General features: G+C 73.5%; 26 protein-coding genes and 1 pseudogene. 11 read left to right on the top strand and 16 right to left on the bottom strand.

Going from position 1 to position 24,400, the window contains the following annotated elements; translation table 11 throughout:
• Positions 1 to 83: 83 nt before the first annotated feature.
• Positions 84 to 1,067 (top strand): aldo/keto reductase, encoded by a 984-nt coding sequence (locus EDC02_RS06030; protein WP_123601093.1) that lies wholly within the window; start codon positions 84 to 86, stop codon positions 1,065 to 1,067.
• Positions 1,068 to 1,211: 144 nt separating this feature from the next.
• On the opposite strand, the gene EDC02_RS06025 is transcribed toward EDC02_RS06030, so the two are convergent.
• The 7 genes from EDC02_RS06025 to EDC02_RS05995 all read right to left on the bottom strand — a co-directional run bounded on the left by EDC02_RS06025 (position 1,212) and on the right by EDC02_RS05995 (position 5,135).
• The gene (locus EDC02_RS06025) at positions 1,212 to 1,415 is read right to left on the bottom strand and encodes a cold-shock protein (protein WP_007075740.1); all 204 of its coding nucleotides are present in this window, start codon (positions 1,413 to 1,415) and stop codon (positions 1,212 to 1,214) included.
• A 290-nt stretch (positions 1,416 to 1,705) separates the two neighbouring features.
• Positions 1,706 to 1,978, bottom strand: a complete 273-nt coding sequence (locus EDC02_RS06020; protein WP_123601092.1) for a DUF4235 domain-containing protein — start codon at positions 1,976 to 1,978, stop codon at positions 1,706 to 1,708.
• Positions 1,975 to 2,283: a DUF3618 domain-containing protein gene (locus tag EDC02_RS06015; protein ID WP_123601091.1), complete on the bottom strand. Its 309-nt coding sequence runs from the start codon at positions 2,281 to 2,283 to the stop codon at positions 1,975 to 1,977. Before EDC02_RS06015 ends, EDC02_RS06020 begins: the two co-directional genes overlap by 4 nt.
• The gene (locus EDC02_RS06010) at positions 2,280 to 2,702 is read right to left on the bottom strand and encodes a phage holin family protein (protein WP_123601090.1); all 423 of its coding nucleotides are present in this window, start codon (positions 2,700 to 2,702) and stop codon (positions 2,280 to 2,282) included. Before EDC02_RS06010 ends, EDC02_RS06015 begins: the two co-directional genes overlap by 4 nt.
• Positions 2,703 to 2,752: 50 nt before the next feature.
• Complete coding sequence (locus EDC02_RS06005; RefSeq protein ID WP_123604546.1) at positions 2,753 to 4,006, bottom strand: mechanosensitive ion channel family protein; 1,254 nt, start codon at positions 4,004 to 4,006, stop codon at positions 2,753 to 2,755.
• An 85-nt stretch (positions 4,007 to 4,091) separates the two neighbouring features.
• Entirely contained in the window at positions 4,092 to 4,775 is a 684-nt protein-coding gene (locus EDC02_RS06000; RefSeq protein WP_123601089.1) for a DUF1206 domain-containing protein, read from the bottom strand.
• A gap of 51 nt (positions 4,776 to 4,826) precedes the next feature.
• Positions 4,827 to 5,135, bottom strand: a complete 309-nt coding sequence (locus EDC02_RS05995) for a hypothetical protein (RefSeq protein ID WP_123604545.1) — start codon at positions 5,133 to 5,135, stop codon at positions 4,827 to 4,829.
• Positions 5,136 to 5,389: 254 nt separating this feature from the next.
• Here EDC02_RS05995 and EDC02_RS05990 point away from each other — a divergent pair, with 254 nt between their 5' ends.
• Together EDC02_RS05990 and EDC02_RS05985 are read left to right on the top strand one after the other, a co-directional pair.
• Positions 5,390 to 5,674, top strand: coding sequence for a GNAT family N-acetyltransferase (locus EDC02_RS05990; RefSeq protein WP_123601088.1), 285 nt, complete (start codon positions 5,390 to 5,392; stop codon positions 5,672 to 5,674).
• Positions 5,667 to 6,761 carry a sorbosone dehydrogenase family protein gene (locus tag EDC02_RS05985; RefSeq protein WP_233605765.1) on the top strand — a complete coding sequence of 365 codons (1,095 nt, stop codon included), beginning with the start codon at positions 5,667 to 5,669 and terminating at the stop codon, positions 6,759 to 6,761. Before EDC02_RS05990 ends, EDC02_RS05985 begins: the two co-directional genes overlap by 8 nt.
• Positions 6,762 to 6,890: 129 nt before the next feature.
• Here EDC02_RS05985 and EDC02_RS05980 read toward each other — a convergent pair.
• A pseudogene (locus EDC02_RS05980) lies at positions 6,891 to 8,486 on the bottom strand (glycoside hydrolase family 3 protein); the annotation flags it as partial.
• Between the two features lie 138 nt (positions 8,487 to 8,624).
• Here EDC02_RS05980 and EDC02_RS42290 point away from each other — a divergent pair.
• From EDC02_RS42290 to EDC02_RS05965, 4 genes are all read left to right on the top strand, one after another.
• The gene (locus EDC02_RS42290; protein WP_255499935.1) at positions 8,625 to 8,759 is read left to right on the top strand and encodes a hypothetical protein; all 135 of its coding nucleotides are present in this window, start codon (positions 8,625 to 8,627) and stop codon (positions 8,757 to 8,759) included.
• A gap of 98 nt (positions 8,760 to 8,857) precedes the next feature.
• Positions 8,858 to 10,495, top strand: a complete 1,638-nt coding sequence (locus EDC02_RS05975) for a RecQ family ATP-dependent DNA helicase (protein ID WP_123601087.1) — start codon at positions 8,858 to 8,860, stop codon at positions 10,493 to 10,495.
• Between the two features lie 56 nt (positions 10,496 to 10,551).
• The gene (locus EDC02_RS05970; protein ID WP_123601086.1) at positions 10,552 to 11,055 is read left to right on the top strand and encodes a hypothetical protein; all 504 of its coding nucleotides are present in this window, start codon (positions 10,552 to 10,554) and stop codon (positions 11,053 to 11,055) included.
• A 97-nt stretch (positions 11,056 to 11,152) separates the two neighbouring features.
• Positions 11,153 to 11,968, top strand: a complete 816-nt coding sequence (locus EDC02_RS05965; RefSeq protein ID WP_123601085.1) for a TerC family protein — start codon at positions 11,153 to 11,155, stop codon at positions 11,966 to 11,968.
• On the opposite strand, the gene EDC02_RS05960 is transcribed toward EDC02_RS05965, so the two are convergent.
• Genes EDC02_RS05960 through EDC02_RS05925 form a run of 8 tightly spaced genes read right to left on the bottom strand, consistent with a single transcriptional unit; the run spans position 11,960 to position 20,698 of the window.
• Entirely contained in the window at positions 11,960 to 12,946 is a 987-nt protein-coding gene (locus tag EDC02_RS05960) for a DNA topoisomerase IB (RefSeq protein WP_123601084.1), read from the bottom strand. The genes EDC02_RS05965 and EDC02_RS05960 overlap by 9 nt on opposite strands.
• Entirely contained in the window at positions 12,927 to 13,976 is a 1,050-nt protein-coding gene (locus EDC02_RS05955) for a glycosyltransferase family 9 protein (protein ID WP_123601083.1), read from the bottom strand. The genes EDC02_RS05960 and EDC02_RS05955 overlap by 20 nt, the downstream gene beginning before the upstream one ends.
• The gene (locus EDC02_RS05950) at positions 13,973 to 14,668 is read right to left on the bottom strand and encodes an SDR family oxidoreductase (protein ID WP_199757917.1); all 696 of its coding nucleotides are present in this window, start codon (positions 14,666 to 14,668) and stop codon (positions 13,973 to 13,975) included. The genes EDC02_RS05955 and EDC02_RS05950 overlap by 4 nt, the downstream gene beginning before the upstream one ends.
• Positions 14,665 to 16,122: a PfkB family carbohydrate kinase gene (locus tag EDC02_RS05945; protein WP_123604542.1), complete on the bottom strand. Its 1,458-nt coding sequence runs from the start codon at positions 16,120 to 16,122 to the stop codon at positions 14,665 to 14,667. Before EDC02_RS05945 ends, EDC02_RS05950 begins: the two co-directional genes overlap by 4 nt.
• 14 nt (positions 16,123 to 16,136) lie before the next feature.
• Entirely contained in the window at positions 16,137 to 16,856 is a 720-nt protein-coding gene (locus EDC02_RS05940) for an SIS domain-containing protein (protein ID WP_123604543.1), read from the bottom strand.
• 19 nt (positions 16,857 to 16,875) lie between these two features.
• Complete coding sequence (locus EDC02_RS05935) at positions 16,876 to 18,090, bottom strand: glycosyltransferase (RefSeq protein ID WP_123601082.1); 1,215 nt, start codon at positions 18,088 to 18,090, stop codon at positions 16,876 to 16,878.
• The gene (locus EDC02_RS05930; protein WP_123601081.1) at positions 18,075 to 19,052 is read right to left on the bottom strand and encodes a glycosyltransferase; all 978 of its coding nucleotides are present in this window, start codon (positions 19,050 to 19,052) and stop codon (positions 18,075 to 18,077) included. The genes EDC02_RS05935 and EDC02_RS05930 overlap by 16 nt, the downstream gene beginning before the upstream one ends.
• On the bottom strand, positions 19,049 to 20,698 hold the full coding sequence (locus EDC02_RS05925; protein WP_233605764.1) for an HAD-IIIA family hydrolase: 1,650 nt from the start codon (positions 20,696 to 20,698) through the stop codon (positions 19,049 to 19,051). The genes EDC02_RS05930 and EDC02_RS05925 overlap by 4 nt, the downstream gene beginning before the upstream one ends.
• Positions 20,699 to 20,811: 113 nt before the next feature.
• Here EDC02_RS05925 and EDC02_RS05920 point away from each other — a divergent pair, with 113 nt between their 5' ends.
• The 4 genes from EDC02_RS05920 to EDC02_RS05905 all read left to right on the top strand — a co-directional run bounded on the left by EDC02_RS05920 (position 20,812) and on the right by EDC02_RS05905 (position 24,396).
• On the top strand, positions 20,812 to 21,255 hold the full coding sequence (locus tag EDC02_RS05920) for an SRPBCC family protein (RefSeq protein WP_123601080.1): 444 nt from the start codon (positions 20,812 to 20,814) through the stop codon (positions 21,253 to 21,255).
• A 124-nt stretch (positions 21,256 to 21,379) separates the two neighbouring features.
• On the top strand, positions 21,380 to 22,432 hold the full coding sequence (locus EDC02_RS05915; RefSeq protein ID WP_123601079.1) for an SDR family oxidoreductase: 1,053 nt from the start codon (positions 21,380 to 21,382) through the stop codon (positions 22,430 to 22,432).
• 168 nt (positions 22,433 to 22,600) lie between these two features.
• Positions 22,601 to 23,041: a hypothetical protein gene (locus tag EDC02_RS05910; RefSeq protein ID WP_123601078.1), complete on the top strand. Its 441-nt coding sequence runs from the start codon at positions 22,601 to 22,603 to the stop codon at positions 23,039 to 23,041.
• Positions 23,038 to 24,396 (top strand): hypothetical protein, encoded by a 1,359-nt coding sequence (locus tag EDC02_RS05905; RefSeq protein ID WP_123601077.1) that lies wholly within the window; start codon positions 23,038 to 23,040, stop codon positions 24,394 to 24,396. Before EDC02_RS05910 ends, EDC02_RS05905 begins: the two co-directional genes overlap by 4 nt.
• Positions 24,397 to 24,400: the final 4 nt, after the last annotated feature.

The following is a 24,400-nucleotide window of genomic DNA, read 5'->3' as shown; positions in this document are numbered from 1 at the left end:
GACCTCCTCGGGGAAACGGACATCCCCGGCGGGGGCCCGGCTGCGCCGAGCGTACCGTTCGGGCGGTCGTCTAGGCTCGCCCGGTGGACAAGCGTACGTTTCCGCGGCTCGGCCGCACGGTAGGGACAATCGGCCTGGGCGCCTGGCAGCTCGGCGCCGACTGGGGGACGGTCAGCGAGGACGAGGCGGATGCGACGCTCCGCGCCGCCGTCGAGGCCGGCACCACCTTCCTGGACACCGCCGACGTGTACGGCGACGGGCGCAGCGAACGGATCATCGGCCGGTTCTTGCGGGAGTCGGCCGGCGACGATCTGTTCGTCGCCACCAAGATGGGACGCCGGGTAGCGCAGCACCCGTCCGCGTACGTGCTGGACAACTTTCGGGCCTGGACCGACCGGTCCCGGGCGAACCTCGGGGTGGACCGCCTCGACCTGGTCCAGCTGCACTGCCCGCCGACCGAGGTGCTGCGCACCGACGCGGTCTACGACGCGCTGGACACCCTCGTCGCCGAGCAGCGAATCGCCGCGTACGGCGTGAGTGTGGAGACGGTCGACGAGGCACTGGCCGCGATCGCCCGGCCGGGCGTGGCCAGCGTGCAGATCATCCTCAACGCGTTGCGACTCAAGCCGCTGGAGCGGGTGCTGCCGGCCGCTGCCGCCGCCGGGGTCGGGATCATCGCCCGGGTGCCGCTGGCCAGTGGCCTGCTCTCCGGCCGGTACGACGAGAACACCCGGTTCGCCGCCGACGACCATCGCACCTTCAACCGGGACGGCTCGGCGTTCGACGTCGGCGAGACGTTCTCCGGGGTCGATTTCCACACCGGGTTGGCCGCGGTGCGTCGGCTCGCGCCGCTGGTGCCGCCGCAGGCCACTATGGCCCAGTTCGCGCTGCGGTGGGTCCTCGACCAGCCCGGGGTGACCGTGGCGATCCCCGGTGCCCGCAACCCCGCCCAGGCGAAAGCGAACGCGGCAGCCGCGGAGCTCACCCCGCTGGACGACGCCACCCAGCGGGCGGTGCGGGAGGTCTACGACGACCTGATCCGGCCGCAGGTGCACCACCGGTGGTGACCCGCCGCCCGGCGCTGCGCACGAGCAGGGGCCCAGTCACGCACGAGCGAGGGCCCCGTTGTTCCGGCCGGAACAACGGGGCCCTCGCTACGACCTTCGCGGGTCGGTGCCAGCCCGACCGCCGGACGGCACCGGCGACCGAGGTCAGATCGGGCGGACCTGCTCGGCCTGCGGACCCTTCTGGCCCTGGGCGATCTCGAACTCGACCCGCTGGTTCTCCTCCAGCGTGCGGTAGCCGCTGGTCTGGATGGCCGAGAAGTGGACGAACACGTCAGCACCCCCGCCGTCGACGGTGATGAAGCCGAAGCCCTTGTCTGCGTTGAACCACTTCACGGTTCCCTGCGCCATGTGTATCTCCTTCTGAAACTGGCGGCCAAGCACGCCGTGCGGCCGGTTGGCCGTTTTCGAGCAGCGGCGCCTGAGGTGGCCCCCGGTGAAGGAGGACTTCTCTCAACCCACGCTGTCTCGCAACAGCGTGGACAGCAAACCACGTACGCAAAAACTTCGCACAGCCTACCTGACGAACGTCTCCGACATGTGACCTGAGACGCCGTTCACGCCCTCGTGGCGTGCCCGAATCTGGTCGTCACCCGGGCCCGACCCGGCCCGGCTGTCGCACGCCTGACCAGCGGCGGCGCTCACGACGGCCAACGGCCGGTGAGCCGGCGCACCCCGGTCGCGCCGCCGCGATCCACAGCGGCCCGGACGACTGAGAAGATCGCCCCCTGCAGTGCGGCGGCGGCCAGCACCTCGCCCCAACCACGCTCCTCGTCGATGGCGTTCGGCGCCTCGTCGTCGCCGGCGGCGAGCTTCCACACCTGCCGGAATATCGCCCCGGCCAGGGCACCCGCCGCCAGGCCGAGCACCAGGCCGACCGGCCGGTAGGCCAACTTGTTGACCGGTTTGCTCACCCGCGCCTCCCTCTCCTCGTCAACCACACCAGTACCACGGTCACCACCGTGCCGGCCACCACCAGGGCCGGCACCGCGACGGTACGCCGGTCGGGCCGGCGCGCCGTGGCCGCCGCCTGGCGGGCCGAGTCCCGCAGCCGCAGCCGGGCACGGTCGGCCCCCAGCCGCAGCCGGTTCTTCACGTCGGTCTTCGCAGCCAGCGCCTGCACCGTCTGGCCCAGTTCGGCCCGGGTCTGCCGGATCTCGGCCCGGAGCAGGTCGAGATCGCCGGTGCCGTTACCGGACCTGCCGTTGTGCGACGTCACGACTGCCGCCCCCGTTTCATCGCCGCACCGACCACCGTCACATCCGCCCGTACGCTGTCCGCCGCCGCCGTCGGCACCGGTGGCGCCGCCTGACGGACCTGCCGTCGCCCGGCGAGCGCCAGCACGCCCGCGATCAGGAACAGCAGCACCGCGACGGCCAGGGCGGCCAGCCACGGCGGCCAGGCCTGGGCGAGCAGCAGCACGCCGGCGGCGATCAGCACGCCGAGGCCGTAGAGCGCGACGACCCCGCCACCGCCGAACAGCCCGATCCCCAACCCGGCGTGTTTGCCCTTTTCGGTCAGTTCGGCACGGGCGAGCGCGAGTTCGTCGCGCACCAGTCGCGATATCTGCTCACCGGCCTGTTGCACGAGTTCCGCGGTGGACCGCTCGGCGGGCGGCCGGTGCAAAGTGTCGGCCATGGTGCCTCCTTTCCCGCTGTTCGCCGCTGTATGCCCGGCCCGGACCTTGGTCAATCCTGCTGGCGGTGATCCGCCGCGACGGGTTCCTCGGGTCCGACGAAGACCGACGCACGGGCGTCGCCCTCAGCGTCACCGCCGAACAGCCGGGCGTCGTCGGGTACCTCGTGCCCGCCGCCGGGGGTGGCCATAACCGGTCCGGCCGGGTGACGGCCGTTGCGCTGCCCGCCGGTGACCGGCCGGTGCCGCAGGTCCAGCCAGTCCAGCAGGCTGTCCCCGTCGCCGACCTCGGCCCGCCACCGGGGCAGCGCGGTCGGTCGCTGTTCGCGGACCCAGCTGGCCAGGTGTTCGCGGACCTGGCACCGCAGATCCCACAGGCTCGGCGAGTCGGCGGCGCTGACCAGGGCCCGCAGCCGGACCGTACCGCCGGTCGCGTCGGTCACCTGCAGCACACACACCCGGCCGTCCCACAGTTCGGTGCCCTCCACCAGCCGGCGCAGTTCCTCCCGCATGGCCTGCACCGGAACCGACCAGTCCAGGTCGAACTCGGCGGTGCCGAGCACCGCGGCCTTGGTCCGGGTCCAGTTCTGGAACGGCGTGGTGGTGAAGTAGGAGGTGGGCAGGATCAGCCGCCGATCGTCCCAGATGTGCACCACCACGTAGCTGAGGGTCAACTCCTCGATCCGGCCCCACTCACCCTCGACCACCACGACGTCGTCGATGCGGACCGCGTCGCTGAAGGCCAGCTGCAGCCCGGCGATGACGTTGCTCAGCAGGCTCTGTGCGGCCAGCGCGCCGACCACACCGATCACTCCGGCGGAGGCGAGCAGGCTCGCGCCGACACCGCGTACGGCCGGAAAGGTCATCAGCATCACCCCGACGGCGAGGATGACGATCACCGCGATGGTGACCCGGCGCAGCATCACCACCTGGGTGTGCAGCCGACGGGCGTGCCGGTTGTCCGGCACGTCGGTGCGGAACCGGGCCAGCGTGGTGTCCTCCATGGCCAGCAGCAGCGCCCCGACCAGCCAGGCACAAGCCGCGATCATCGCGAGGACCAGCAGGTGCAAGGTGGTACGCCGCCACGGCTCACCGACCGCGTAGCCGGTCGAGAAGCGGACCGCGAGCTGAATGGCCGTCACGGTGGCGGCCACCAGCGTCGCCCGGTGCGCGTGGGTCGAGACCTCGGCGAGCAGTACGGAACGTCGGCCGAGACGCCGGACGACCCGGTGGCCGATCGCCACCACGGTCACCGCGAGTACCGCCGCCGCGACCGTAACGAGCACCGTCCAGACAACCGGATGCACGGATGGATCCTCCTTCACATCGCCATCAATGGTGACAAAAGGTCAATGATGCCGGGTGAAGTTGGGTCATGCCATGGGCGGTATGTCACACCTTCCGGTAGCGGGACTGGGCGAAGCAGTAGACACCGAAGGCCGCGAAGCCGGCCGCCACCAGCGACAACAGGACAGACCCGAACGCCTGCTCGCGCAGGGTGTGCAGGGCTGCGTCCAGGCCCCGGGCCTGCTCCGGGTCAAACTGGACGGCAGCGGTCACCACCAGGGCCCCGGCGGTGCCGTAGGCGACGCCCTTGGCGACGTAGCCGGCCGTACCCAGCCGACAGACGACCGTCCACACCCGGGCGCTCATCGCCTGCTCCTGGTCGGCGGTGTCGGCGTTGGCGTTGCGGAACACCTGGACGGCGGTCCAGGCGAAGGACAGGTAGACCACGGTCCGACCGACCGACACGACCCGCTCGAACGTCCGCTTGTTGCCCCGCTCGGTACGGTGCCCGACGGCGGCTTCGATGCCCTGCCACACCGCCATCGCGGCCAACCCGACCGCGACGGCGATCAGCAGCACCCCGCCGAGCGGCTGCGCGGCGAGGGTACGCAGCGCGCCGGACTGGTCCCCGTCAGCGGCCGGACGGCCGAAGGCGATCTGCAGCGCCAGCCAGGCCACCAGCAGGTGCGCCAGGCCGTACCCGAGGAAGCCGGCTCTGGCGAGCAGCTTCAACGATCGACTGTTACCAACCTGGTGGGCGGTGCGCTGCGCATCCCTGGTGTTCGGCATGGCGCTCCATATGACCGGTCAGCGCCGCCACCAAACGTGCCCGACCGGTGGTCAGCCCAGCTGCCGGGCGACCCGGATCGCCACCTCCGAGTCGGTGACCCGCTCGAGGCTCACGTCGAACCCGCCGACCTCGCTGGCCTGCTCGCCGACGGTGAGGGTGACCTGCTCGCCGGCCACCTCGACGGTGACCCGGTCGCCCTCGGCGCCGATCAACCGGGCCTCGACGCCGAGAAAGCTCGCACTGGCCTCGACTCCCCGGGAGAAGGTCACCGTGCAGGCGTCCAGCCCGCAGTCGGTGCTGGCACCCTCGGAGCTGCAACCGGCGAGCAGCGCCGCGCCGAACAGCAGCCCGGCGGCCAGACCGGCGACCCGGGAGGTGGCGCCGGCCCGCCGACCGGATCTGGTGGATCGGAAGGCACGGGAAGCGGATGACAGCAGGGGTGCGATGGTCACCGGACAAGCGTACTTGGCGCTCGTGGCGGTGCCCCGGAACACTCAGCAGCCGCCTCGCCGGCCGGCGAGGCGGCGGGTCGACGGTTAGGCTCGAAGCTGTGCCGGCCTGCCGATGAGTCGGCCTTGACCAAGTCGGCCCCTGACCGAGGAGGTGTCCGACCGTGACAGTGCTGGTGGAGGACAACCCGGCGCGGAACCGGTTCGAGATCCTGATCGACGACGGCCTGGCCGGGTTCGCCAGCTACCGGCCGGGTCCGGCAACGGTGACCGTGACGCACACCGAGATCGATCCCGCGTACCGGGGACGGGGTGCCGGTGACGCCCTCGCCCACGGGCTACTCAGTCAGATCCGCGACCGCGGCGAGCGGGTGGTGCCCCAGTGCTCGTTCATCGCCGCGTACATCGACCGGCATCCCGAGTTCGCCGAGCTGGTCGCCGGTGACTGAGCGGCGCCGGCCCGGCAGGGCGCGTACGGCGGTCGCGGTGGTCGGCGTGCTGGTGCTGGCCGCAGCGGTGGTGGCGACGGGCGGCTGGCTCGGCTGGTTCAGCGACCCGACGATCTCCGACGCGCCCGAGGCGTCGGCCGACGTCGACGTCGTCGCGACCGGGCTCGCCGCACCGTGGGACCTCGCGTTCCTACCGGACGGCACCGCACTGGTGACCGAGCGGGACACCGCCCGGTTGCTGGCCGTGGACCCGCAGGGCGCCACCCGGGAGATCACCGGGGTCGACGGGGTCGTCCCGGCCGGGGAGGGCGGTCTGCTCGGCGTGGCGGTGTCCCCGCAGCACGCCACCGACGGCTGGGTCTACCTCTACTACACCGGCGCCGAGGACAACCGGGTCGTTCGGTTCCGGCTCGGGCCCGACGGCCCGACGACGGCCCCTGAGCCGGTGCTGACCGGGATTCCCCGGGCACCGACCCACAACGGCGGCCGGATCGCCTTCGGCCCGGACGGGATGCTGTACGTCGGCACCGGCGACGCCGGCGAGCGGGGAGCCGCGCAGGACCCGACCGGGCTGGCCGGCAAGATCCTGCGGGTGCGGCCGGACGGCACCGTCCCGGCGGACAACCCGCTTGCGGGATCACCGGTGTTCAGTTTCGGCCACCGCAACGTGCAGGGGCTGGCCTGGGATCCGGACGGACAGCTGTACGCCAGCGAGTTCGGGCAGAACCGGCATGACGAACTGAACCGGATCGAGGCCGGCGGCAACTACGGCTGGCCGGAGGTCGAGGGGGTGGCCGACCGGGCGGAGTTCGTCGATCCGGTGGCGACCTGGGCACCCCGGGACGCCTCCCCCAGTGGTCTCGCCCACCACCAGGGCCGGCTGTGGCTGGCGTGCCTACGTGGCCAGCGGCTGTACCGGGTCGCCCCGGACGGCACCGGCGCCGAGATGCTGCTCAGCCGGGAGTACGGCCGGCTGCGGCACGCCACGGTGGCGCCGGACGGCAGCCTGTGGGTGCTCACCTCGAACCGGGACGGGCGCGGTTCACCCACCGGCGACGACGACCGGATCCTGCGGATCAGCGGCTGACCGGTCGGCCGTAGGGTCCGGACCGGTCGGGCCAGGCAACACCGTCGGGCCCGGCACCGTCGGCCCCGGCACCGTCGGGCCCGGCCCGGTCGGACCCGGCGTGCCGGTCCTGGCCACCGGCGTCTGCCAACCGGCCAGCCGCTCGGCGGCGGCCCGGCTGTTCGCCCAGCTCGCCCCGTAGGTCGACAGGTGGACGTCACCGGTGATCCGGACCGGTACCCCCATCTCGACCACGACGGCGTCGGGCCGTGCGGCGAGCGCACGGTCGACCGCCACCGACATCCACCGATGCCGGTGCAGGTCGCGGACCACCAGGACGAGGGCGTGGTGACGGGCGGCGAGCAGCGCGGTGTCCAGCGACTCAACCGGTCGACCAGGAACGCCGGCCGCCGTCGACGGACCCGCCGACGCGTCGAGATCCCGCTCGGTCAGTCGGACGGTGAGCGTCCCGGGCCGCAGCGTGGCCAGCGCCTGGCCGATCCCCCACGGGGTCTCGGCCCCGATGGCGATGTTGTGCGCGGGCGCGAACTCCACCACGTACGCGGGCCGGGTCAGCGGCAGCCGGGTCCCGGCCCGGATCCGCAGCGCGCGCCGGGCGGCGGCGAGCCCGACGGCGGACCGCACCGGGCCGGGCGGCGCTGCGGCGGACGCCAGCGTGTCGGACCCGTTGCCACCCGGTACGGACCCGTTGCCACCCGGTCCGTTGCCGTCCGGTCGGCGGTGCCGCACCGACCAGTCCGCCAGTTGCCGGATCCGCTCCGCCGCCTCGGCCAGCCGCTGGGCCGGCAACTGTCCGGTGACGACCGCGTCGACGATCGCGTCGGTCAGTCGCCGGACGGTCTCCTCGTCGGCGTGTTCGCCGCCCACGCAGACCGCGTCGACCCCGGCGGCGAGCGCCCGGACGGTCGCGCCGGCCAGTCCGAAGCGCCGGGTCACCGCCCGCATCTCGATCCCGTCGGTGATCACCGCGCCGGTGAACCCGAGCCGGTCCCGCAGCAGGTCGACCAGGACCGCACGGCTGAGGGTGGCCAGGTTGGCCGGGTCGATCGCCGGGACGAGCAGGTGTCCGGTCATGATCGTCCGGGTGCCGGCGGCGATGGCGGCCCGGAACGGGGTCAGCTCCACCGCGTCCAGCCGGATCCGGTCGGCGTCGATGCGCGGTACGGCGGCGTGCGAGTCCACGTTGGTATCGCCGTGTCCGGGGAAGTGCTTGGCGCAGGCGGCGACTCCGGCGTCCTGCAGCCCGCGAATCCAGGCGGCCGTGTGCCGGGCCACCAGGTGCGGGTCGTCGCCGAACGCGCGTACCCCGATCACCGGGTTGTCCGGATTGGAGTTGACGTCGGCGACCGGGGCGTAGTTGACGGTGACTCCCACGCCGGCCAGCTCCAGACCGAGATCGTGGGCGACCCGGCGGGTCAGTTCCGGGTCGTCGACCGCACCGAGGGCCAGGTTGCCGGGTCGGGAGCTGCCGTGTCCGGATTCGATCCGGGTCACGTCACCGGCTTCCTCGTCGATGGCGACCAGCACGTCCGGCCGTTCGGCGCGCAGCGCGGCGGTGAGCGCGGCGACCTGTTCGGGGTCGCGGACGTTGCGGGCGAACAGCACCACGGCACCCAGCCCGTCGGCGACCCACCGGCGCACCCAGTCCGGTGGGCTGGTGCCGACGAAACCGGGCTGCAGCACGGTGGCCGCCATCCGCCGCACACTGGGACTGGAATCGACCATGCGGCTCATGTTCACATCACGGATAGTTTTAGTCAATAAACCTTCCTATTAACCGGGACCCGCGCTGCGGCGACGACACCGGTCCCGCCGTACGGCACGGTCTGTCGCGCGACGGCCCCGGTGTGGCACAGTGCGTAAGTGGTTCCGTTCGTCCAGTACGCCGCCGAGGAGACCAGCTGGCAGGACATCCCCGGTGTCCAGGTGGTCGGTGCCGTCCTCGGCGTCCTGCTCCTGCTCGCCGCGCTACGGGCGATGTTCGGCAAAGGGCGGTGAGCGGACACAGGTGGGACGGGGTCGACCGACCGTCGGCACGGCCACCAGGGCGGCTGCTCCGTTTGGCGGTGGTCACCGCCGGGTAACCACGGATTCCGATGAAGCTACCCCTGCACTCACCCCGGCTGCGCCGCGCGGCGCGCCAACGCTTCGGCTGGTCGGCGCTGCGGCCCGGCCAACTCGGCGCGATGCGGGCCCTGCTGAAGGGCCGCGACGCCCTGGTGGTGCTGCCCACCGGCGCCGGGAAGTCGGCCGTCTACCAGATCCCGGCCACCATGCTGCCCGGCCCGACCGTGGTGATCTCTCCGCTGCTCGCGTTGCAGCAGGACCAGATCGCCGCACTCAACCAGCGCGGCCAGGCCGAGCTGCGGGCGGTGCGGATCAGCTCCGCGGAGAGCCCCACTCAGCGACGGGCGGCGCTCGATGACGTCCGTCAGGGCCGGGCCCGGTTCCTGTTCACCACCCCGGAACAGCTGTGCGACCCGGAGCGCCTGGCCGAGGTACGGCGGTTGTCCCCAGCGCTCGTCGCGGTCGACGAGGCGCACTGCGTCTCAGCCTGGGGGCACGACTTCCGGCCCGACTACCTGGCCGTCGGTCACCTGGTGGAGCAGTTGGGTCGCCCCCCGGTGGTGGCGCTGACCGCCACCGCCTCGCCGCCGGTGCGCGACGACATCGTCCACCGGCTCGGGCTGACCGACCCGCACCTGGTGGTGGCCGGACTCGACCGGGGCAACCTGTTCCTCGAAGTAGCCCACTGCCCGACCGAGGACTACCGGTGGCGCCGGCTGGTCGCCCTGCTCGACGTGGAACAGCCGCCCGGGATCGTCTACGTGCCGACCCGGCGGGCCGCGACGGACCTGGCCGGTCAGCTCGTCGCCGCCGGCTACCCGGCCCGCTGCTACCACGCCGGTATGTCGGCCACCGCCCGGCAGCAGCTGCACGACGAGTTCCTCGCCGGACAGGTGCCGGTGATGGTGGCGACGTCCGCGTTCGGCATGGGCATCGACAAACCGGACGTACGGTGGGTGGCGCACACCGCGCTGCCGGACTCGCCGGACAGCTATCTGCAGGAGATCGGTCGCGGCGGCCGGGACGGCCGGCCGGCCCGGGCGCTGCTGTTGTGGCGGGCCGAGGACATCGGGCTGCAGCGGTACTTCACCACCAGCCCGCCCGACCAGGACGAGTTGCGGGACGTCGCCGAGGTGCTGGGCGCCAACCCGGCCACCCGCGCCGACCTGCGCCGCCGCACCGGGCTCGGCGCCCGCAAGCTGAGCCAGCTGCTCGCCCTGCTGGAGGAGGTGGGCGCGGCCCGTACCGTCGCCGGCACCCAGTCCGTCCGCCCCTTCTACGCGCCGGACCCGGCGCGGGCCGCCGCCGACGCGGTGGCGGCTGCTGAACGTCGCCAGACCGTGCAGCGCTCCCGTACCGACATGATGCGGGCCTTCGCCGAGGCGACGGGTTGCCGCACCCGGGCGCTGCTGGCCTACTTCGGGGAGCATGTGACGGACGTCTGTGGCCATTGCGACAGTTGCCACGCCGGGACCAGCACCGCCGACGACGGCGCCGCTGGCCCGTTCCCGGTACACAGTATGGTGCGACACGCGGAATGGGGGGCCGGCCTGGTGCTCGGGTACGAACAGGACCGGATGACGGTCCTCTTCGACGGTGTCGGCTACAAGACGTTGTCGGTGCCGGTGGTCAGCGACCAGGGTCTGCTGGCCGCCGAGCAGCGTTGAGGATCGCCACCGCCGGACACCGGTCCGGCGGGCAGCAGGTTGAGAGGGGCAAGAGCGTGACGGAACTGCCGGTGTACACCGAACTCGGGTTCTCCGACGAGGAATGGGGACTGCTGGTCGGGCTGCCGCAGGCGGTGCTGAACGCGGCCAGCGCGGCCGAGTCCGACGGAGGACGGCAGACCCGGGCAGAGAACGCCGCCGGGCTGGAGACGATCAGCGCCGGCCGGGAGTCGGCCAGCCCGCTGGTCACCGCGGTCGCCGGGGAACTGGTCAGTCGGGTCGGCGATCCGGAGACCGGCGAGGAGTTGCCGGTGATCGAACCGGCCGACCCGCAGGCGCTGATCGCCGACGTGCTGGCCCGGGCGCGTACGGCGGCCCGACTGCTCGCCGACCGGGTGGACGACGGCGAGGCCGGTGCGTACAAGCACTGGCTGGTCGGTATCGCCGAACAGGTGGTCGGCGCCGCGAGCACCGGCGGGGTGCTGGGCATCGGCGGCGAGACGGTGACCGAGTCGGAGCGGCGGTTCCGCGACCGGCTCGCCCACGTGCTCAACGACTGAACGGGGCTCCCGGTGTGCGGCCGGTTGACCGCCGCCAGTACGGTCTGGGATCGCGGGCCGCGCCGGCCCGGCGGACACCCCTCTCCCGGGAGCATCGATGGAGCTTCTGACCAGCCCCGAGTTGTGGATCGCGTTCGCGACCCTGCTGCTGCTGGAAGTCGTGCTGGGCATCGACAACGTCGTGTTCATCTCGATCCTCGCCGGTCGGCTGCCCGAGCACCAGCAGGCCAGGGCCCGCACCATCGGGCTGTCGCTGGCCCTGGTCACCCGGCTGCTGCTGCTCGCCTCGTTGTCCTGGGTGATCGGGCTGACCGCACCGCTGTTCGAGGTGTTCGGGCAGGAGATATCCGGACGTGACCTGATCCTGCTGCTCGGCGGGGGCTTCCTGCTGGTCAAGGCGACCTACGAGATCCACGAGCATCTGGAGGGCGCCGACCACGGGCGCAGTGGCAAGACCGTGTCGTTCGCCGCGGTGATCGCCCAGATCCTGGTGCTGGACGTGGTGTTCTCGCTCGACTCGGTGATCACCGCGGTGGGCATGGTCGACCAGCTGTTCATCATGGTCGCCGCCGTGGTGGTCGCGATGGTCATCATGCTGGTGTCGGCCGGGGCGGTCAGCGGGTTCGTCAACCAGCATCCGACGGTGAAGATGCTGGCCCTGTCGTTCCTGCTGCTGATCGGCGGCAGCCTGATCGCCGAAGGGCTCGGCCACCACATCCCCAAGGGGTACGTGTACGGGCCGATCGCGTTCTCCGTCTTCGTGGAGTTCCTCAACCTGCGGCTGCGGTCGCGCAAACAGGGGGCGGCACCGGTCAGCCTGCACCCGACGTTCGTCAAGGAGCAGCCGGCGGCGGCCGGCGGTACGGAAAGCGTCGGCGGCACGGACAGCACCGACCGGACCGGCTCAGCGTAACGGGAGCAGCCGGCGGACCGCCTGTTCAGCGACCGTCCGACTGGGCTCGCCGGTGTCGAGCCGGGCCACCCGACCCCGGTGGAACGACTCGACCACCCGGGGATCGACGTAGGAGGCGCGGGCCACGGTGGGGGTGTTGCCGAGCAGCTCCGCGACCTCCCGCATCACTGCGGCCACCGTCCGTCGGCGGGCGGCCGCCGAGCGCGGCACCCCGGCGGCCGCCAGCCGGGTCGCGGCGAGCACGGTGGCATGCCAGGTACGGAAGTCCTTCGCCGTCATCTCGGTGCCGCTGGCCTGCCGCAGGTACTCGTTGATCTCGTCGCTGTGCACGTCCCGCCAGCGCCGGCCGTCCCAGTAGCAGAACAGCCGCTGCCCGTCGTGCCGGCGGCGACGCAGCGCCCGCAGCACGGCACACACCTGCGCGTCGTCGATCCGCCGGACCTGTGCGACGCCGCCCTTGGCCGGGAACTCAAGGACCACGCAGCCCCGCTGCGGCCGGGCGTGTCCGGGGCGCAGCGTCGCCACCCCGAAAGTGGGCTCGTCGCCGGCGGCGTACTGGTCGCTGCCGATCCGGAACATCCCCAGATCCAGCAGGCGCACCAGCGCGGCCAGCACCCGTTGCCGGCCCAGACCCCGGCCACGCAGATCGGCGTCGACCCGGTGGCGCAGCCGGGGCAGCCGGTCGGCGACCCGCCGCACGTGCTGGAACTTGGCGACGTCCCGACGGACCCGCCACTGGGGGTGGTAGAGGTACTGCCGCCGGCCGGCCGCATCCACACCGACGGCCTGGATGTGACCGGACGGGTGCGGACAGATCCACACGTCCCGCCAGGCGGGTGGGATCACCAGTTCACGCAGCCGTTTCAGCTCCGCCGGGTCGGTGACCGGCTGACCCCGGGTGTCGAGGAAGGCGGTCCCCCGGCCCCGACGACGGCGCCGATATCCCGGTCGGTGCAGTTCACTGCGCCGCAACCGCATCGCGTTCCACCTCGCCGATCGCGGCGAGCACCTCGTCGACGCAGATGGCGACCATCGCCGGGTGCCAGTCGACCGCCGGTGCGTTGACGGCCGGTGCGTTGACGGCCGGTCCATCGGCGGCCGGCAGGTCGCCGGCTGCGGAGTCGGCGGCTGCGGAGTCGGCGCTTCCGGAGACGGCTGCCGGCTCCTCGGACCCGGCGGACAGCAGCGGGTAGTGGACCACCCGGTGCCGCGTCCGGTGCACCGGCGGACCCCAGCGGGCCGGCGACGTGGGACCGAACAGCAGCACCGACGGTACGCCGAACGCCGTTGCCAGGTGCCCCGCGCCGGTGTCGGCGGCGACCAGCAGCCGGGCGTGCGCCAGCAGGGCGGCGAACTGGTACAGGTCCATCCGCCCGGCGCAGACCGCGGTGCCGGGCAGCCCGGCACCGGCGGCGACCGCCTCAGCCAGCGGGCGCTCGGGTGCCGACCCGGTCACCACCACCCGGTGCCCGGCGGCGGTCAGCCGACCGGCCAGCTCGGCGAACCGGTCGACGGGCCACCGGCGGCGCGGGGCCGCCGCACCGGGGTGCAGCACGGTCACCCCCACCGGCACCCGGTCCGGTACCGGACGGGCCAGCAGCAGGTCAGTGGGGTCGCAGTCGACGCCGTACCAGGTGAGCAGCCGGCACCACCGCGCCACCTCGTGCTCGTCGTCGCGCCACGGCGGGCCGTCGTGGTGCGCCGCCGCCGGACACCGGTACGCCCACAACCGGCCCGGCCGCGTCGCGGCGAGCAGCCGGTGCGACTGCGGGCCACGGCCGTGCAGGTTGACCGCCCAGTCCGGGCCGCTGTCGAGCAGCGGCACCGCGTCCAGCCCGGACAGCGGCACCAGCCGGTCCACCGCGCCGGTCAGGCCGGCCAGCGGGGCGAGCCAGGTCGGCGCGGCCAGGGCGATCGTCTCGGCCGGGTAGGCGGCCCGCAGCCCACGTAGCGCCGGCACGGTGGTGGCCAGGTCACCGATGCCGAGGGCGCGCAGCACCAGGATCACGGGTAGGACGTCTCCCGGTCCGCGCAGATCACCATCTCGCGCACCGCGCAGCCGGCCGGCTGCTGCAACGCGAACAGCACCGCCGCCGCCACGTTGCCGGGGTCGTTGAGCGCGGCGTCGGCCGTCGGCCGGTACCGGGCCTCGCGCTCGTCGAAGAACGCGGTTCGCATCCCGCCGGGCACCAGCAGGGTGACGCCGACGGTGCCGGCGAGTTCGGCCGCCAACGCCCGGGTGAACCCGACCACCCCGAACTTGGCCGCGCAGTACGCGGTGGCGTCACCGACCGCCTTCATTCCCAGGGTGGAGGCGATCGTCACCACCGAACCGCCGGCCGAGGTCAGCCAGGGCAGCGCCGCCCGGATCACCGCGGCGGTGGCCAGCAGGTCGACCGTGACGACCCGTTCCCACACCTGCGCGGGGGTGTCGGCGAGCCGGCCCGGCACGTCCATCCCGGCTGCGGTGACCACCGCGCTCAGCCCGCCGACCTGCTCGGCGAGCCGGTGGGTGGCGGCCTCGGCGGCCCGGGTGTCGGCCAGGTCGCAGTCGAGCCAGGGCACCCCGTCCGCTGGCGGCTGCCGGTCGATGACGCATGGCCGGTAGCCGGACTTGGCCAGCAGGTCGACAACGGCTGCCCCGAGTCCACTCGCGCCGCCGGTGACCAGCACCACCGGGCTGCCGGGATGGTTCGTCACGATGATTCCTCCACAGTGGTGGTCGACGAAACGGGCCGCCCGACCTGGGCGGCGGCGATCATGCCAGTGGTGGAGCGGCCGTCGAGGTACGGCACGATCGCCGTCTGCCCGCCCCATCGGCGGACCACTTCGGCCTCGGGCAGATCCGGCTCGGCGGTGCCGTCACCGGCGTAGTCGCCGCCTTTGACCCAGATGTCCGGCCGCAGCCAGCTGAGCACCGCGTGCGGGGTGTCCTCGTCGAAGACGACCACCGCGTCCACACAGCCCAGCGCCACGAGCAGCCGGGCCCGGTCGTGCTCGCCGACCACCGGCCGCTGCGGCCCTTTCAGTCGGGCGACGCTGGCGTCGGAGTTGACGCAGACGATCAGGCAGTCACCCAGTTGCCGGGCGGCCTGCAGCGCCGATACGTGCCCGGCGTGCAGCAGGTCGAAGCAGCCGCCGGTGGCCACCACGGTGCCCCCGGCGGACCGTACCCGGGCGGCCAGTGCCCCGGCGGCGCGCGGACCGATCTGCTCCACCGACGCCGCAGCCAGTGCCCCGGTCTCCACCGGCACCGCGATCTGGTCGGGCCCGGCCAGCAGACGCCGCAGCCCGGCCGTACCGCCGTCGGCGACGTACCGGGACGCCTCGGCGACCGCCGTCTGGACCGCCTCGGACACCACGGCTCCGGCGGCCAGCGCCGTCGCCGCGGCGGTGGCGAACCGGTCCCCCGCGCCGCAGGTGTCCCCGTCGGTGCTGATCGGCGTCGGCACCATCAGCGGCACACTCCCGGCGTGGCACAGCAGCGCGCCGTCGCCGCCCATCGTCACCGCGACCGCCCCGGCCCGCCAGCGGCGACGCAGCTCGTCGGCGCCTCGCGCGGCGGTGGCCAGCCGGGTGTCCCCGCCCGGCTGCCCGGTCAGCTGGCGGACCTCGGCCTCGTTAGGGGTGATCAGCCGGGCACCGGCGACCGCCGCCGGGCCGCGCGGGTGCGGGTCCCACACCACCGGTGCGCCGGTCGCCGCCAGCGCCGCCCGCAGGCCCGGCATCCGCGCCACTCCCCGGCCGTAGTCGCTGACCACCACCGCCGCAGCCGCCGCGAGCACCTCGGCGGTGGCCGGCGGCAGATCGCCGTGCACCCGGCCGTCCCCGCCCCGGTCCAGCCGCAGCAGCACCTGCCCGCGGGTCCGCAGCCGGATCTTCTCGGCGGTCGCGCCACCCAACGGCAGCGGATGCAGGTCCACGCCGGCCGCGGCGAGCAGCGCCGCGAGCCGGCAACCGGCCGGGTCGGCGGCGAGCGCGCTGACCAGTACCACCGGGTGTCCCTGCCCGGCGGCGAGCACCGCGGCCAGCCCGGCGCCACCGGGCCGGTCGGTGACGTACCGCTCGTCGAGCACCGGGGCGGCGGCGTCCGGGCAGACCCGGGTGACCGCGCCGTCGACGTCCCGGTCGAGCAGGGTGTCGCCGACCACCACGATCGGGCGGGCGGTCACCTGACACCGCCGCGCACGTCCACCACCGGCAGACCGGCCGCCACGGCGGGCACCGTGGGCGCACCGGCGGGAACGTCGACCGCACCGGCCGCGGCGTTGCCCGCACCGGCGGGAACGTCGACCGTGCCGGTGAGACCGAGTACGCCGGGCAGCGTCTGGTCGACGTAGCCGCACAGCAGATGCGCGGTGACCAGATGCAGCTCCTGCACCACCTGCGGATCGGCCGCCGGCACCGCCAGCACCTCGGCGCACGCCTCGGCCAACGGGTTCGGCGCCGGGCCGGTGCAGGCCCAGCAGCGCAGCCCGACATCACGGCCGGCCCGTGCTGCGGCGAGCAGGTTGCCGCTGCGTCCACTCGTGGACAGCAGCAACAAGATGTCGCCTGGGCGGCCGTGGGCCCGTACCTGCCGGGCGAAGACCTCGTCGAAGCCGAAGTCGTTGCTGATCGCGGTGAGCGAGGAGGTTTCGGCGGTCAACGCGATCGCGGACAGCGGCGTCCGGTCGTCGCGCAGCTTGCCGACCAGCTCGGCGGCGAGGTGCTGGGCCTCGGCGGCGCTGCCGCCGTTGCCGGCGATCAGCAGCCGGCCGCCGTGACCGAGCGTCCAGGCCAGCTCGGCGCCCCAACGACCCAACCGGGCGGCCACCTGGCGGTACGGCAGCAGCGCCTCAGCCAGCCCGGCCAGGTGGGTGTCGATGAGCGAGGTCACGTCGGACATCGAGGTCACGTCGGACATCTCAGGCCACCACCCGGCTCGGCTGCCGCACCCCGCTGACCGTGCCGTAGATCGCGGTCAGCTGCGCCGCCGCGCGCTGCCACGAGTAGCACTGCCGCGCCCGGTCCAGCGCGGCGGTGGCGTAGGCGAACCGCCGGACCCGGTCGTTGAGCAACCGGCGCAACGCCATACCGAGCGCCCGTGGGTCCCGGGGCGGTACCAGATCGCCGGTGAGGCCGTCGACGACAGTGTCGGTCAGCCCACCCACGGCCGTGCCGACCACCGGCACGCCGCAGGCCATCGCCTCCAGCGGAGTGAGCCCGAACGGCTCGTACCACGGGGCGGCGACCAGCACGTCGGCCGACCGGTACCAGGACGGCATCTGTTCCCGGGGCACCCCACCGACGAGCCGGACCCGGTCACCGACCCCGCACGACTCGGCCAACTGGCGCAGCTGCCGGGCCTGCGGGTCGGTGTCCAGTTCGGCGGCCGGCGGGCCGCCCACCACGACGCACTCCGCGTCCGGTACGAGCTGCATGGCCCGTACGACGTCCTGGAAACCCTTGCGGGCCACCAGCCGGCCGACGGTCAGCACCCGAGGCCGGCCCTCGTCGCGCGGCACGGCCGGTCCGTCCGGGGCGAAGGTCCGCTCGTTGACGCCGGACGGCACCACCGACAGCCGGCCCCGGGGCACCCCCATCCTGATCAGCTCGGCGACCTCGTCCTGGGACTGCGCGACCACCCGGTCGACGCTGCGGCCCAACGCCCGCTCGTAGCCGATGCGCCGGGGCGGACTGGTGTCCATCGCGCCCTGGTGGCGGCGCTTGACCGTGCCCAGCGCGTGGTAGGTCTGCACCACCGGCACCCCGGTCAGCTGGCCGGCGTGCACCGCAGCCAGCCCGCTCATCCAGAAGTGCGCGTGTGCGACCGCCGGGATCCAGTCGTGGCTCCACTGCCCGGCCAGCCACTGGCTGAACTGCGCCATGTGCGGCAGCAGGTCGTCCTTGGCGATGTGCTCGGCCGGTCCGGCCGGCACGTGCACCACCGCCACCCCGTTGTCCAGCTGCACCAGTTCCGGCAGGTCCGGGGCGTCCCGGCGGGTGAACACCCGGACCTCGTGGCCGTCGGCGGCGAGCGCGGTGGACAGCTCCGCGACGTGCGTGTTCTGGCCGCCGGCGTCCACCCCGCCGAGCGCGGCGAGCGGGCTGGCATGCTCCGAGATCATCGCGATGCGCATAGCGCCTCCTCCAGCAGCTCGTCCCAGTCCGCGAGGAACCGGTCCAGTCCGTATCGGTCCTGCGCCGCGCGCCGCGCGCCGTCACCGAGCCGGCGGGCCGCGTCCGGCTCGTCGATCAGCCACTGGGCGGCGTCGACCAGGGTCTGCACCCGGGTGGCGAGCACCCCGGCCGACGGCGGTACCGCGGCGACCGCCTCGGTGGTGCCGAGGACGACCACCGGCATGCCCATCGACATCGCCTCGATCAGGCTCAGGCCGAGTGAGGTCCACCGGCACAGATGCAGGTACGCGCGGCGGCGGGCCACCTCGGCGTGCATCACCGACTGCGGTACGTCGTCGTGGACGGCCAACTGCCCGGCAGCCGGCCCGCCGAGCGCCTCGGGCAGCCCGGCGACCCCCATCCCGTACACGTCCAGCGGGGCGACCCGGGCGAACCGGGGCATCAGGTCGGTGCCGGTGACCCGGCGGCGGCGTACCGGCTCGTTGGTCACCACGGCGAGCCGGTCGAGTTCGCCGCTGTAGCGGGCGGCCGGGGCGACGATGCCGTGCTCGATCACCCGGGTCCGGGTGCCGCCGGTGTCCCAGAACAGGTCGTTGAAGTGGGTGACGTGGACCACGGTGAGGTCGTCGCGGTCGGCCATCGGGTGCCGGCTGGTCGGCACGTCGCCCTTTGGCGTGTTGTGTTCGACGTAGACCGCCGGCACGTCCCGACCGACGGTACGGCCGAGCCAGCTGGTGGCCAGGTCGAGCTCCTCGGGGCGTTGCAGGATCGCCAGGTCGACCTCGGCGGCGGCGAGCTGCCCGGGCCGGATCTCGGTGACGCCGTCCGGCCACGGGTAGGTGCGCGCCCGACCCAGCCCGTACGGCCCCCGGTCCGGGGTGACCGGCACCAGGTAGTGGTGCTTGCCGTGGACGAACGCGGTGGTCCACGATCCGTGGACGTGCCAGAGGAAGATGTTCATCCGGCCGTCCCGCAGATCAGGTCGACGGCCTCGACCACGCTGTCCGGGGAGACCGTCGACAGACACGGATGGCCCGGCACCGGGCAGCGGGCGGCCCGGGTGTTGCGGCAGCCGGCGACCGGGTCGCCGAGCCGGACCCAGGGCACCCGGTAGGGGCCCCACTGGCCGAACGGCACCGTCGGCGCGAACAGGCTGACCACCGGGGTGCCGACCGCCGCCGCGAGGTGTGCCGGCCCGGTGTTGCCGACGACCAGCGCACCGGCCTGCGCGATGATCGCGGCGAGCCGGGCCAGCGAGGTCTGACCACCGAGGTCGACGCCGGACCGGCCGGCGACCCGGTGGCTCAGCGCCCGCTCACCGGGGCCGCCGGTGACCACCACCCGGTGCCCGGCGGCGTGCAGCGCGTCGACGAACGCGGCGCACCGCTCCGGCGGGCAGGCGCGGGACTCGACGGAGGATCCGGGGTGCACGACGACGTAGCCCGGTGGTCCGGCCCGGTCCGGCTCCGGCCTGCGGTGGCACACACCCACGCCGGGCTCCTGCGGCGCCGGCCCGGCGGCCGGCCGCAGACAGCCCGGGCGCAGCCGCAGCACCGGTTCGTCGTCGCCGGGCAGCGTGAACCCGGCGGCGGCGGCCAGCGACAACGCGCGTTCCGGCTCCGGTACGCCCGGCGGCACCCGGTGGCGCACGTCGAGCAGGGTGCCGGGGTAGTCGTCGCTGATCGCCGCGATCCGGTCCACCCCGGCCTGCCGCAGCAGCAGCGCCAGCGGCAGCGGCGACTGGTGAAAGGAGGTGAAGATGATCGCCTCGTCGGCGCCGACCTCGGCCAACCGGTCCGTCAGCCGGGTCAGGTCGGCCGGGTCCACCGGCGCGGGATCCGGGTCGATCCACGGCAGCGGCCACTCGATCAGCTCGCCGACACCGGGCAGCAGTTCGGCGGCGGCCCGGCCACGTGGCCCGCAGAGCATGACCACCTCGTCCGCCCCGGCCGCCACGGCGCGGATCGCCGGCCCGGTGACCAGCACGTCGCCGACCGAGTCGGAGCGCACGACCAGAACCCGGCCGCCACGCCGGCCGGGCCCGTCGGGGGCAGCCGCCCGGTGGCGACGCAGAATGAGATCGACGGCGCCGGCCAGGTCACCGGCGACGGCGGGAGCGGCGGCCGTCTCCTGCGGTCGGGTCGTCTCGGTGGGTACCAGGATGCCGGTCGCGCCGGCGGCACCGGCGGCGACGATGTCCCGGCCGATGTCGCCGACCACGACGCACCGCCCAGCGGTGGTGCCCAGTTCCCGGGCGGCGGCCAGGACCATGCCCGGTGCTGGTTTACGGCAACGGCAGCCGTCGCCGTCGTCGTGCGGGCAGATCTGCCAGGTGTCGAACGGGCCGAGGAGTTCTTCGATCCGGTCGTGCACCCGACGCATGTCGTGGGCGGAGAAGTGGCCGCGAGCCAGGCCGGACTGGTTGGTGACGACACCGAGCCGCAGGCCGGCGGCGCGGAGCCGGTCAAGCGCGGCGCGGGCACCGCGCACCGGGCTGACCAGGTCCGGATCGCCGTTGTACGGCACGTCGTGCACGAGCGTCCCGTCACGGTCGAAGAGCACCGCGTCGAACAGTCCGCGGCCCCGACTGATGAGTTCGCTTCGCACCTGGCTCCGTTTCCCGGGTGCGGGGCGAGTAAACCAACCACGGCGTTCGTCCGGTCCGCACCATTTCGCCAGCCGTCGGGTTAGCGTGCCGCCCGCCGGGTATCCGGCTGATCGTGGCTGTCGTGCAGCGGGTGATCCCCGCCCCGCCGGACCAGGTGTTCGCCGTGCTGGCGAACGGCTGGTCGTACAGCGACTGGGTGGTCGGCACCGTGCACATCCGCGACGTCGACGAGCACTGGCCGCAGTCCGGGGCCCGGCTGCACCACACCGCCGGTCCCTGGCCGCTGTCGTTGTCCGACACCTCGACGGTGATCTCCTGCCAGCCGGGTGACGAGCTGACGTTACGAGCCGGGCTGTGGCCGCTCGGCGAGGCGACGATCGTGTTCCGGCTCGCGCCGACCCCCGGCAACGGCACCCGGGTCACCATCGCCGAGTCGTTCACCGGAGGGCCGCTGCACTGGATCCGTACGAAGCTCGACGATCTGGTCCTGCACCACCGCAACCGGGAGACACTGCGCCGGCTGTCCGACATCGCCACCCGGCAGACCGACGGGTGACGCCGGCACGCCACGGCCTGGGCCCGACGGACGGGTCCACGGCAGCAGGGCCCATTCAGGGCAGGTCCAGTCAGGGCAGGTCAGTGGACGGGTGCCGGACGGCACCCGCAGGGAGGTGATCGGAATGAGCCAGACCGTGATGATCACTGGCGCGAGCGCCGGCATCGGACGCGCCACCGCCCAGCGGTACGCACGCCGGGGCGCCCGGCTCGGGTTGCTGGCCCGCGGAGCGGCCGGCCTGGCCGCAGCCGCCGAGCAGTGCCGTGAGCTGGGTGCCGAGGCGGTGGCCACGTACCAGGTGGACGTCGCCGACGCCGCAGCGGTCGACGAGGCCGCCCACGACCTGCACCGACGCAACGGTGGCCTGGACGTGTGGATCAACAACGCGATGGTGTCGGTCTTCGCCCCGACCTGGGAGATCAGCGCCGACGAGTTCCGACGGGTCACCGAGGTCAACTACCTCGGCACCGTGCACGGCACGCTGGCGGCGCTGCGACAGATGCGGCCAGCCGGAATCGGCACGATCGTGCAGGTCGGGTCGGCTCTGGCATACCGGGGCATTCCGCTGCAATCGGCGTACTGTGCCAGCAAGCACGCCATCCAGGGATTCAACGACTCGCTACGGGCCGAACTGCTCCAGGCCAGCCCGGAGATCAAGCTGTCGATGGTCCAACTGCCGGCGGTGAACACGCCACAGTTCTCCTGGGTGCGCACCCACCTGCCCCGACACCCGCAGCCGGTACCGCCGATCTTCCAGCCCGAGGTGGCCGCTGCGGCGATCTGCTGGGCCGCCGACAACGGCAAGCGGGAGGTCAACGTCGGTGGCCCCACCATTCGGGCCCGGCTCGCCGACGTCATCGCGCCCGGGCTGCTCGACCGGCTGCTGGCGATCCGGCAGGTCGGCTTCGACTCCCAGCAGACCGACGAGGTCATCGACCGGGCGCGCTGGCGGGACAACGTGGACGCCCCGGCCGATGCCGAGGTCGACCACGGCGCGCACGGCGCCTTCGACGACCAGGCACGTCGGCGGTCGCTGGCGCTGTGGGCCGTGACGCACAAGCAGACCGCCACCGCCGCGGTCCTGGCCGCCGCGCTCGGCACCGCCCGGGCGATGGTCGGCAACGGGCCGGCCCGGCTGCGGGCAGCGGTCCGTCGACCGGTCGGGCGGGCAGCGTGACCGTCTGACACCACCACCGCCCGTTGGGCCGCCGGTCGCCGCCGTCGAACCGGCGGCCGTGGCACACAAGGGGGATACAGCCCGCCCGCCCACCGATGCATCATCGATCGCAGATGACGATCATGGGGCGGCGGCGACCGTCGCGCCCCGACCAGGAGGTGGCGGTCGATGTCAACCGATTCGAGCTGGGACGACTACCTGACCAGCGACACCAGCGCCGACGCCGGCACGACGGATTTCGCGGGCAGCTCGACCACGCTGCCCGAGCCGGTCGCCGACGCGGTGGAGACCCATCTGGACCAGGCCGTGGCCGACCAGGAGTGGTCCGACTGGCACGGCGACGTCAGCGATTCGTGGACCCAGTCCGCCGACGGTCACCTGCAGGACGCGGCGGACAGCGTCGCCGCCGGCTTCGACCCGACCGCCTCGCTCGAGGCGGCCGACCGGCAGTACTCGCTGGCCGCCGACGAGGCCGGTACGGCGAGCGACTACGCGGCCGCGACGGACTACAGCGTCGACGCCGCGGCCGCCGAGGTCAGCGCGTACGACAGCAGCACCAGCAGCTACGACACCGGCAGCAGCTTCGACACCGGATTCGGCGCGGAATGACCTGGGCAGACGGCAACGGCAGGGCGCCGGCCACCGGCATCGGCACCGGCGACGATCGGCAGGCCGGTCAGCTCGCCGCCGGAGCGGAACGGAGCGTCGCCGCCCCACTCACCGTCGTGCGGCAGCATCTGATCGCCGCCGTACGGAACCTGGGTTTCCAGCTCACCGCCGAGCAGCTCACCGTCATCCAGGCGGTACGCGGTTCCAAGCTCGGCGCGGTCACCTTGCAACCTGCCCGGATGCCGGTGCAGTTGCAGATCGGTCTGGAGGCCGGCCCGGCCGCCTGCCGGGTCACCGTCCAGGTGAACGACCGCTGGCCGGCCAAGGTCGGCCGTAACTGGGGTGCGACCGCCGTCTACCAGGACGTCTTCGGATCCGTCCTGGCCGCAGTCGACGCCGCTCTGGCCCGGCTCGACCCGGCGGCCGCCGGCGGCTTCGCCGACTGGTGGCGCAACACCGGTACCGGAGACGTCGCCGCCATGCAGAACGCCGCCGGGTGGGCGGCCCAGGCCGGCTCGTTGATCTCCCGCCACACCACCCGGTTCCTCGACGGGTCCGACCCGGCGAAGGGTGCCCCGGTGAGCCGGACCGGGGCGGGCACGTTCACCTTCGTCGCTGCGGATACGGTCGCCGAGGTGCCGACCCAGCTCGCCGACGGGATGCTCACCGTCGGCACCCTGATCACCAGCCGGCCTGGGCAGATGCCGGCGAACCTGGTCACCCAGATCCAGGGGCTGGTGTACCGGGTCGAGGAGTACATCGCGGCGGCGGCCGCCCCGGCCGGCGCGTCGACGCCGTTCCGGTTCACCGTGGATCCGGCCGACGTGCCGGTGGTGACGTTCCTGCATCAGCAGGCCCAGCTACGGGAGATGCTGCCGGTTCGGACGCTGTTGATCTGCACGACCTGCAGGCTGGAGAAGATCGTCAACCCCGAGCTGGAGCGGCTGCAGGAACGCAACCGCCGTACCCGGGACCTGGCGACCACGGTGAGCGCGGTGATCAGTCCGTTCGTGCTGGCCGGGCGGCTGGCCCAGACCAAGGGTCCGGCCTTCGCCTGCCCACGCTGCCAGGGTCTGTCGGCCGACGAGTCGGTGGTGACCTTCTGCCGGCAGTGCGGTGACCGGCGCACGGAGTCAGCACTGCGGTCCTGTGGCAAGTGCTCGTTCGACTTCCGGTCACTGCTGCCGAAGGCCCCGCTGTGGGTCGCGCCGACCGACAACGGCCCGGCCGCCACGCCCGCCGCCACGCCCGCTGTCGCACCGCCGACCGAGCCGGCGCCGCCGGCGTCGGCGTCAGCGCCGGCGCCGGCGCCGACGCCGGTCGAGGAGTCCTGGCCGCGTCCCCCCGGCCAGTGACCCC

It is taken from the genome of Micromonospora sp. Llam0 (assembly GCF_003751085.1).
Classification (GTDB): Bacteria; Actinomycetota; Actinomycetes; order Mycobacteriales; family Micromonosporaceae; genus Micromonospora_E.
This window is presented reverse-complemented; position numbering and strand designations above follow the sequence as displayed.

Excerpts from the sequence above, each read along its gene's own strand:
- EDC02_RS05940 (WP_123604543.1), bottom strand. The coding sequence starts at position 16,856 with ATGTCCGACGTGACCTCGCTCATCGACACCCACCTGGCCGGGCTGGCT.
- EDC02_RS05930 (WP_123601081.1), bottom strand. The coding sequence starts at position 19,052 with ATGAACATCTTCCTCTGGCACGTCCACGGATCGTGGACCACCGCGTTC.
- EDC02_RS05905 (WP_123601077.1), top strand. The coding sequence starts at position 23,038 with ATGACCTGGGCAGACGGCAACGGCAGGGCGCCGGCCACCGGCATCGGC.
- EDC02_RS06025 (WP_007075740.1), bottom strand. The coding sequence starts at position 1,415 with ATGGCGCAGGGAACCGTGAAGTGGTTCAACGCAGACAAGGGCTTCGGC.
- EDC02_RS06010 (WP_123601090.1), bottom strand. The coding sequence starts at position 2,702 with ATGGCCGACACTTTGCACCGGCCGCCCGCCGAGCGGTCCACCGCGGAA.
- EDC02_RS05935 (WP_123601082.1), bottom strand. The coding sequence starts at position 18,090 with ATGCGCATCGCGATGATCTCGGAGCATGCCAGCCCGCTCGCCGCGCTC.
- EDC02_RS06000 (WP_123601089.1), bottom strand. The coding sequence starts at position 4,775 with ATGCCGAACACCAGGGATGCGCAGCGCACCGCCCACCAGGTTGGTAAC.
- EDC02_RS05915 (WP_123601079.1), top strand. The coding sequence starts at position 21,380 with ATGAGCCAGACCGTGATGATCACTGGCGCGAGCGCCGGCATCGGACGC.
- EDC02_RS05960 (WP_123601084.1), bottom strand. The coding sequence starts at position 12,946 with ATGCGGTTGCGGCGCAGTGAACTGCACCGACCGGGATATCGGCGCCGT.
- EDC02_RS05975 (WP_123601087.1), top strand. The coding sequence starts at position 8,858 with ATGAAGCTACCCCTGCACTCACCCCGGCTGCGCCGCGCGGCGCGCCAA.
- EDC02_RS05910 (WP_123601078.1), top strand. The coding sequence starts at position 22,601 with ATGTCAACCGATTCGAGCTGGGACGACTACCTGACCAGCGACACCAGC.
- EDC02_RS05965 (WP_123601085.1), top strand. The coding sequence starts at position 11,153 with ATGGAGCTTCTGACCAGCCCCGAGTTGTGGATCGCGTTCGCGACCCTG.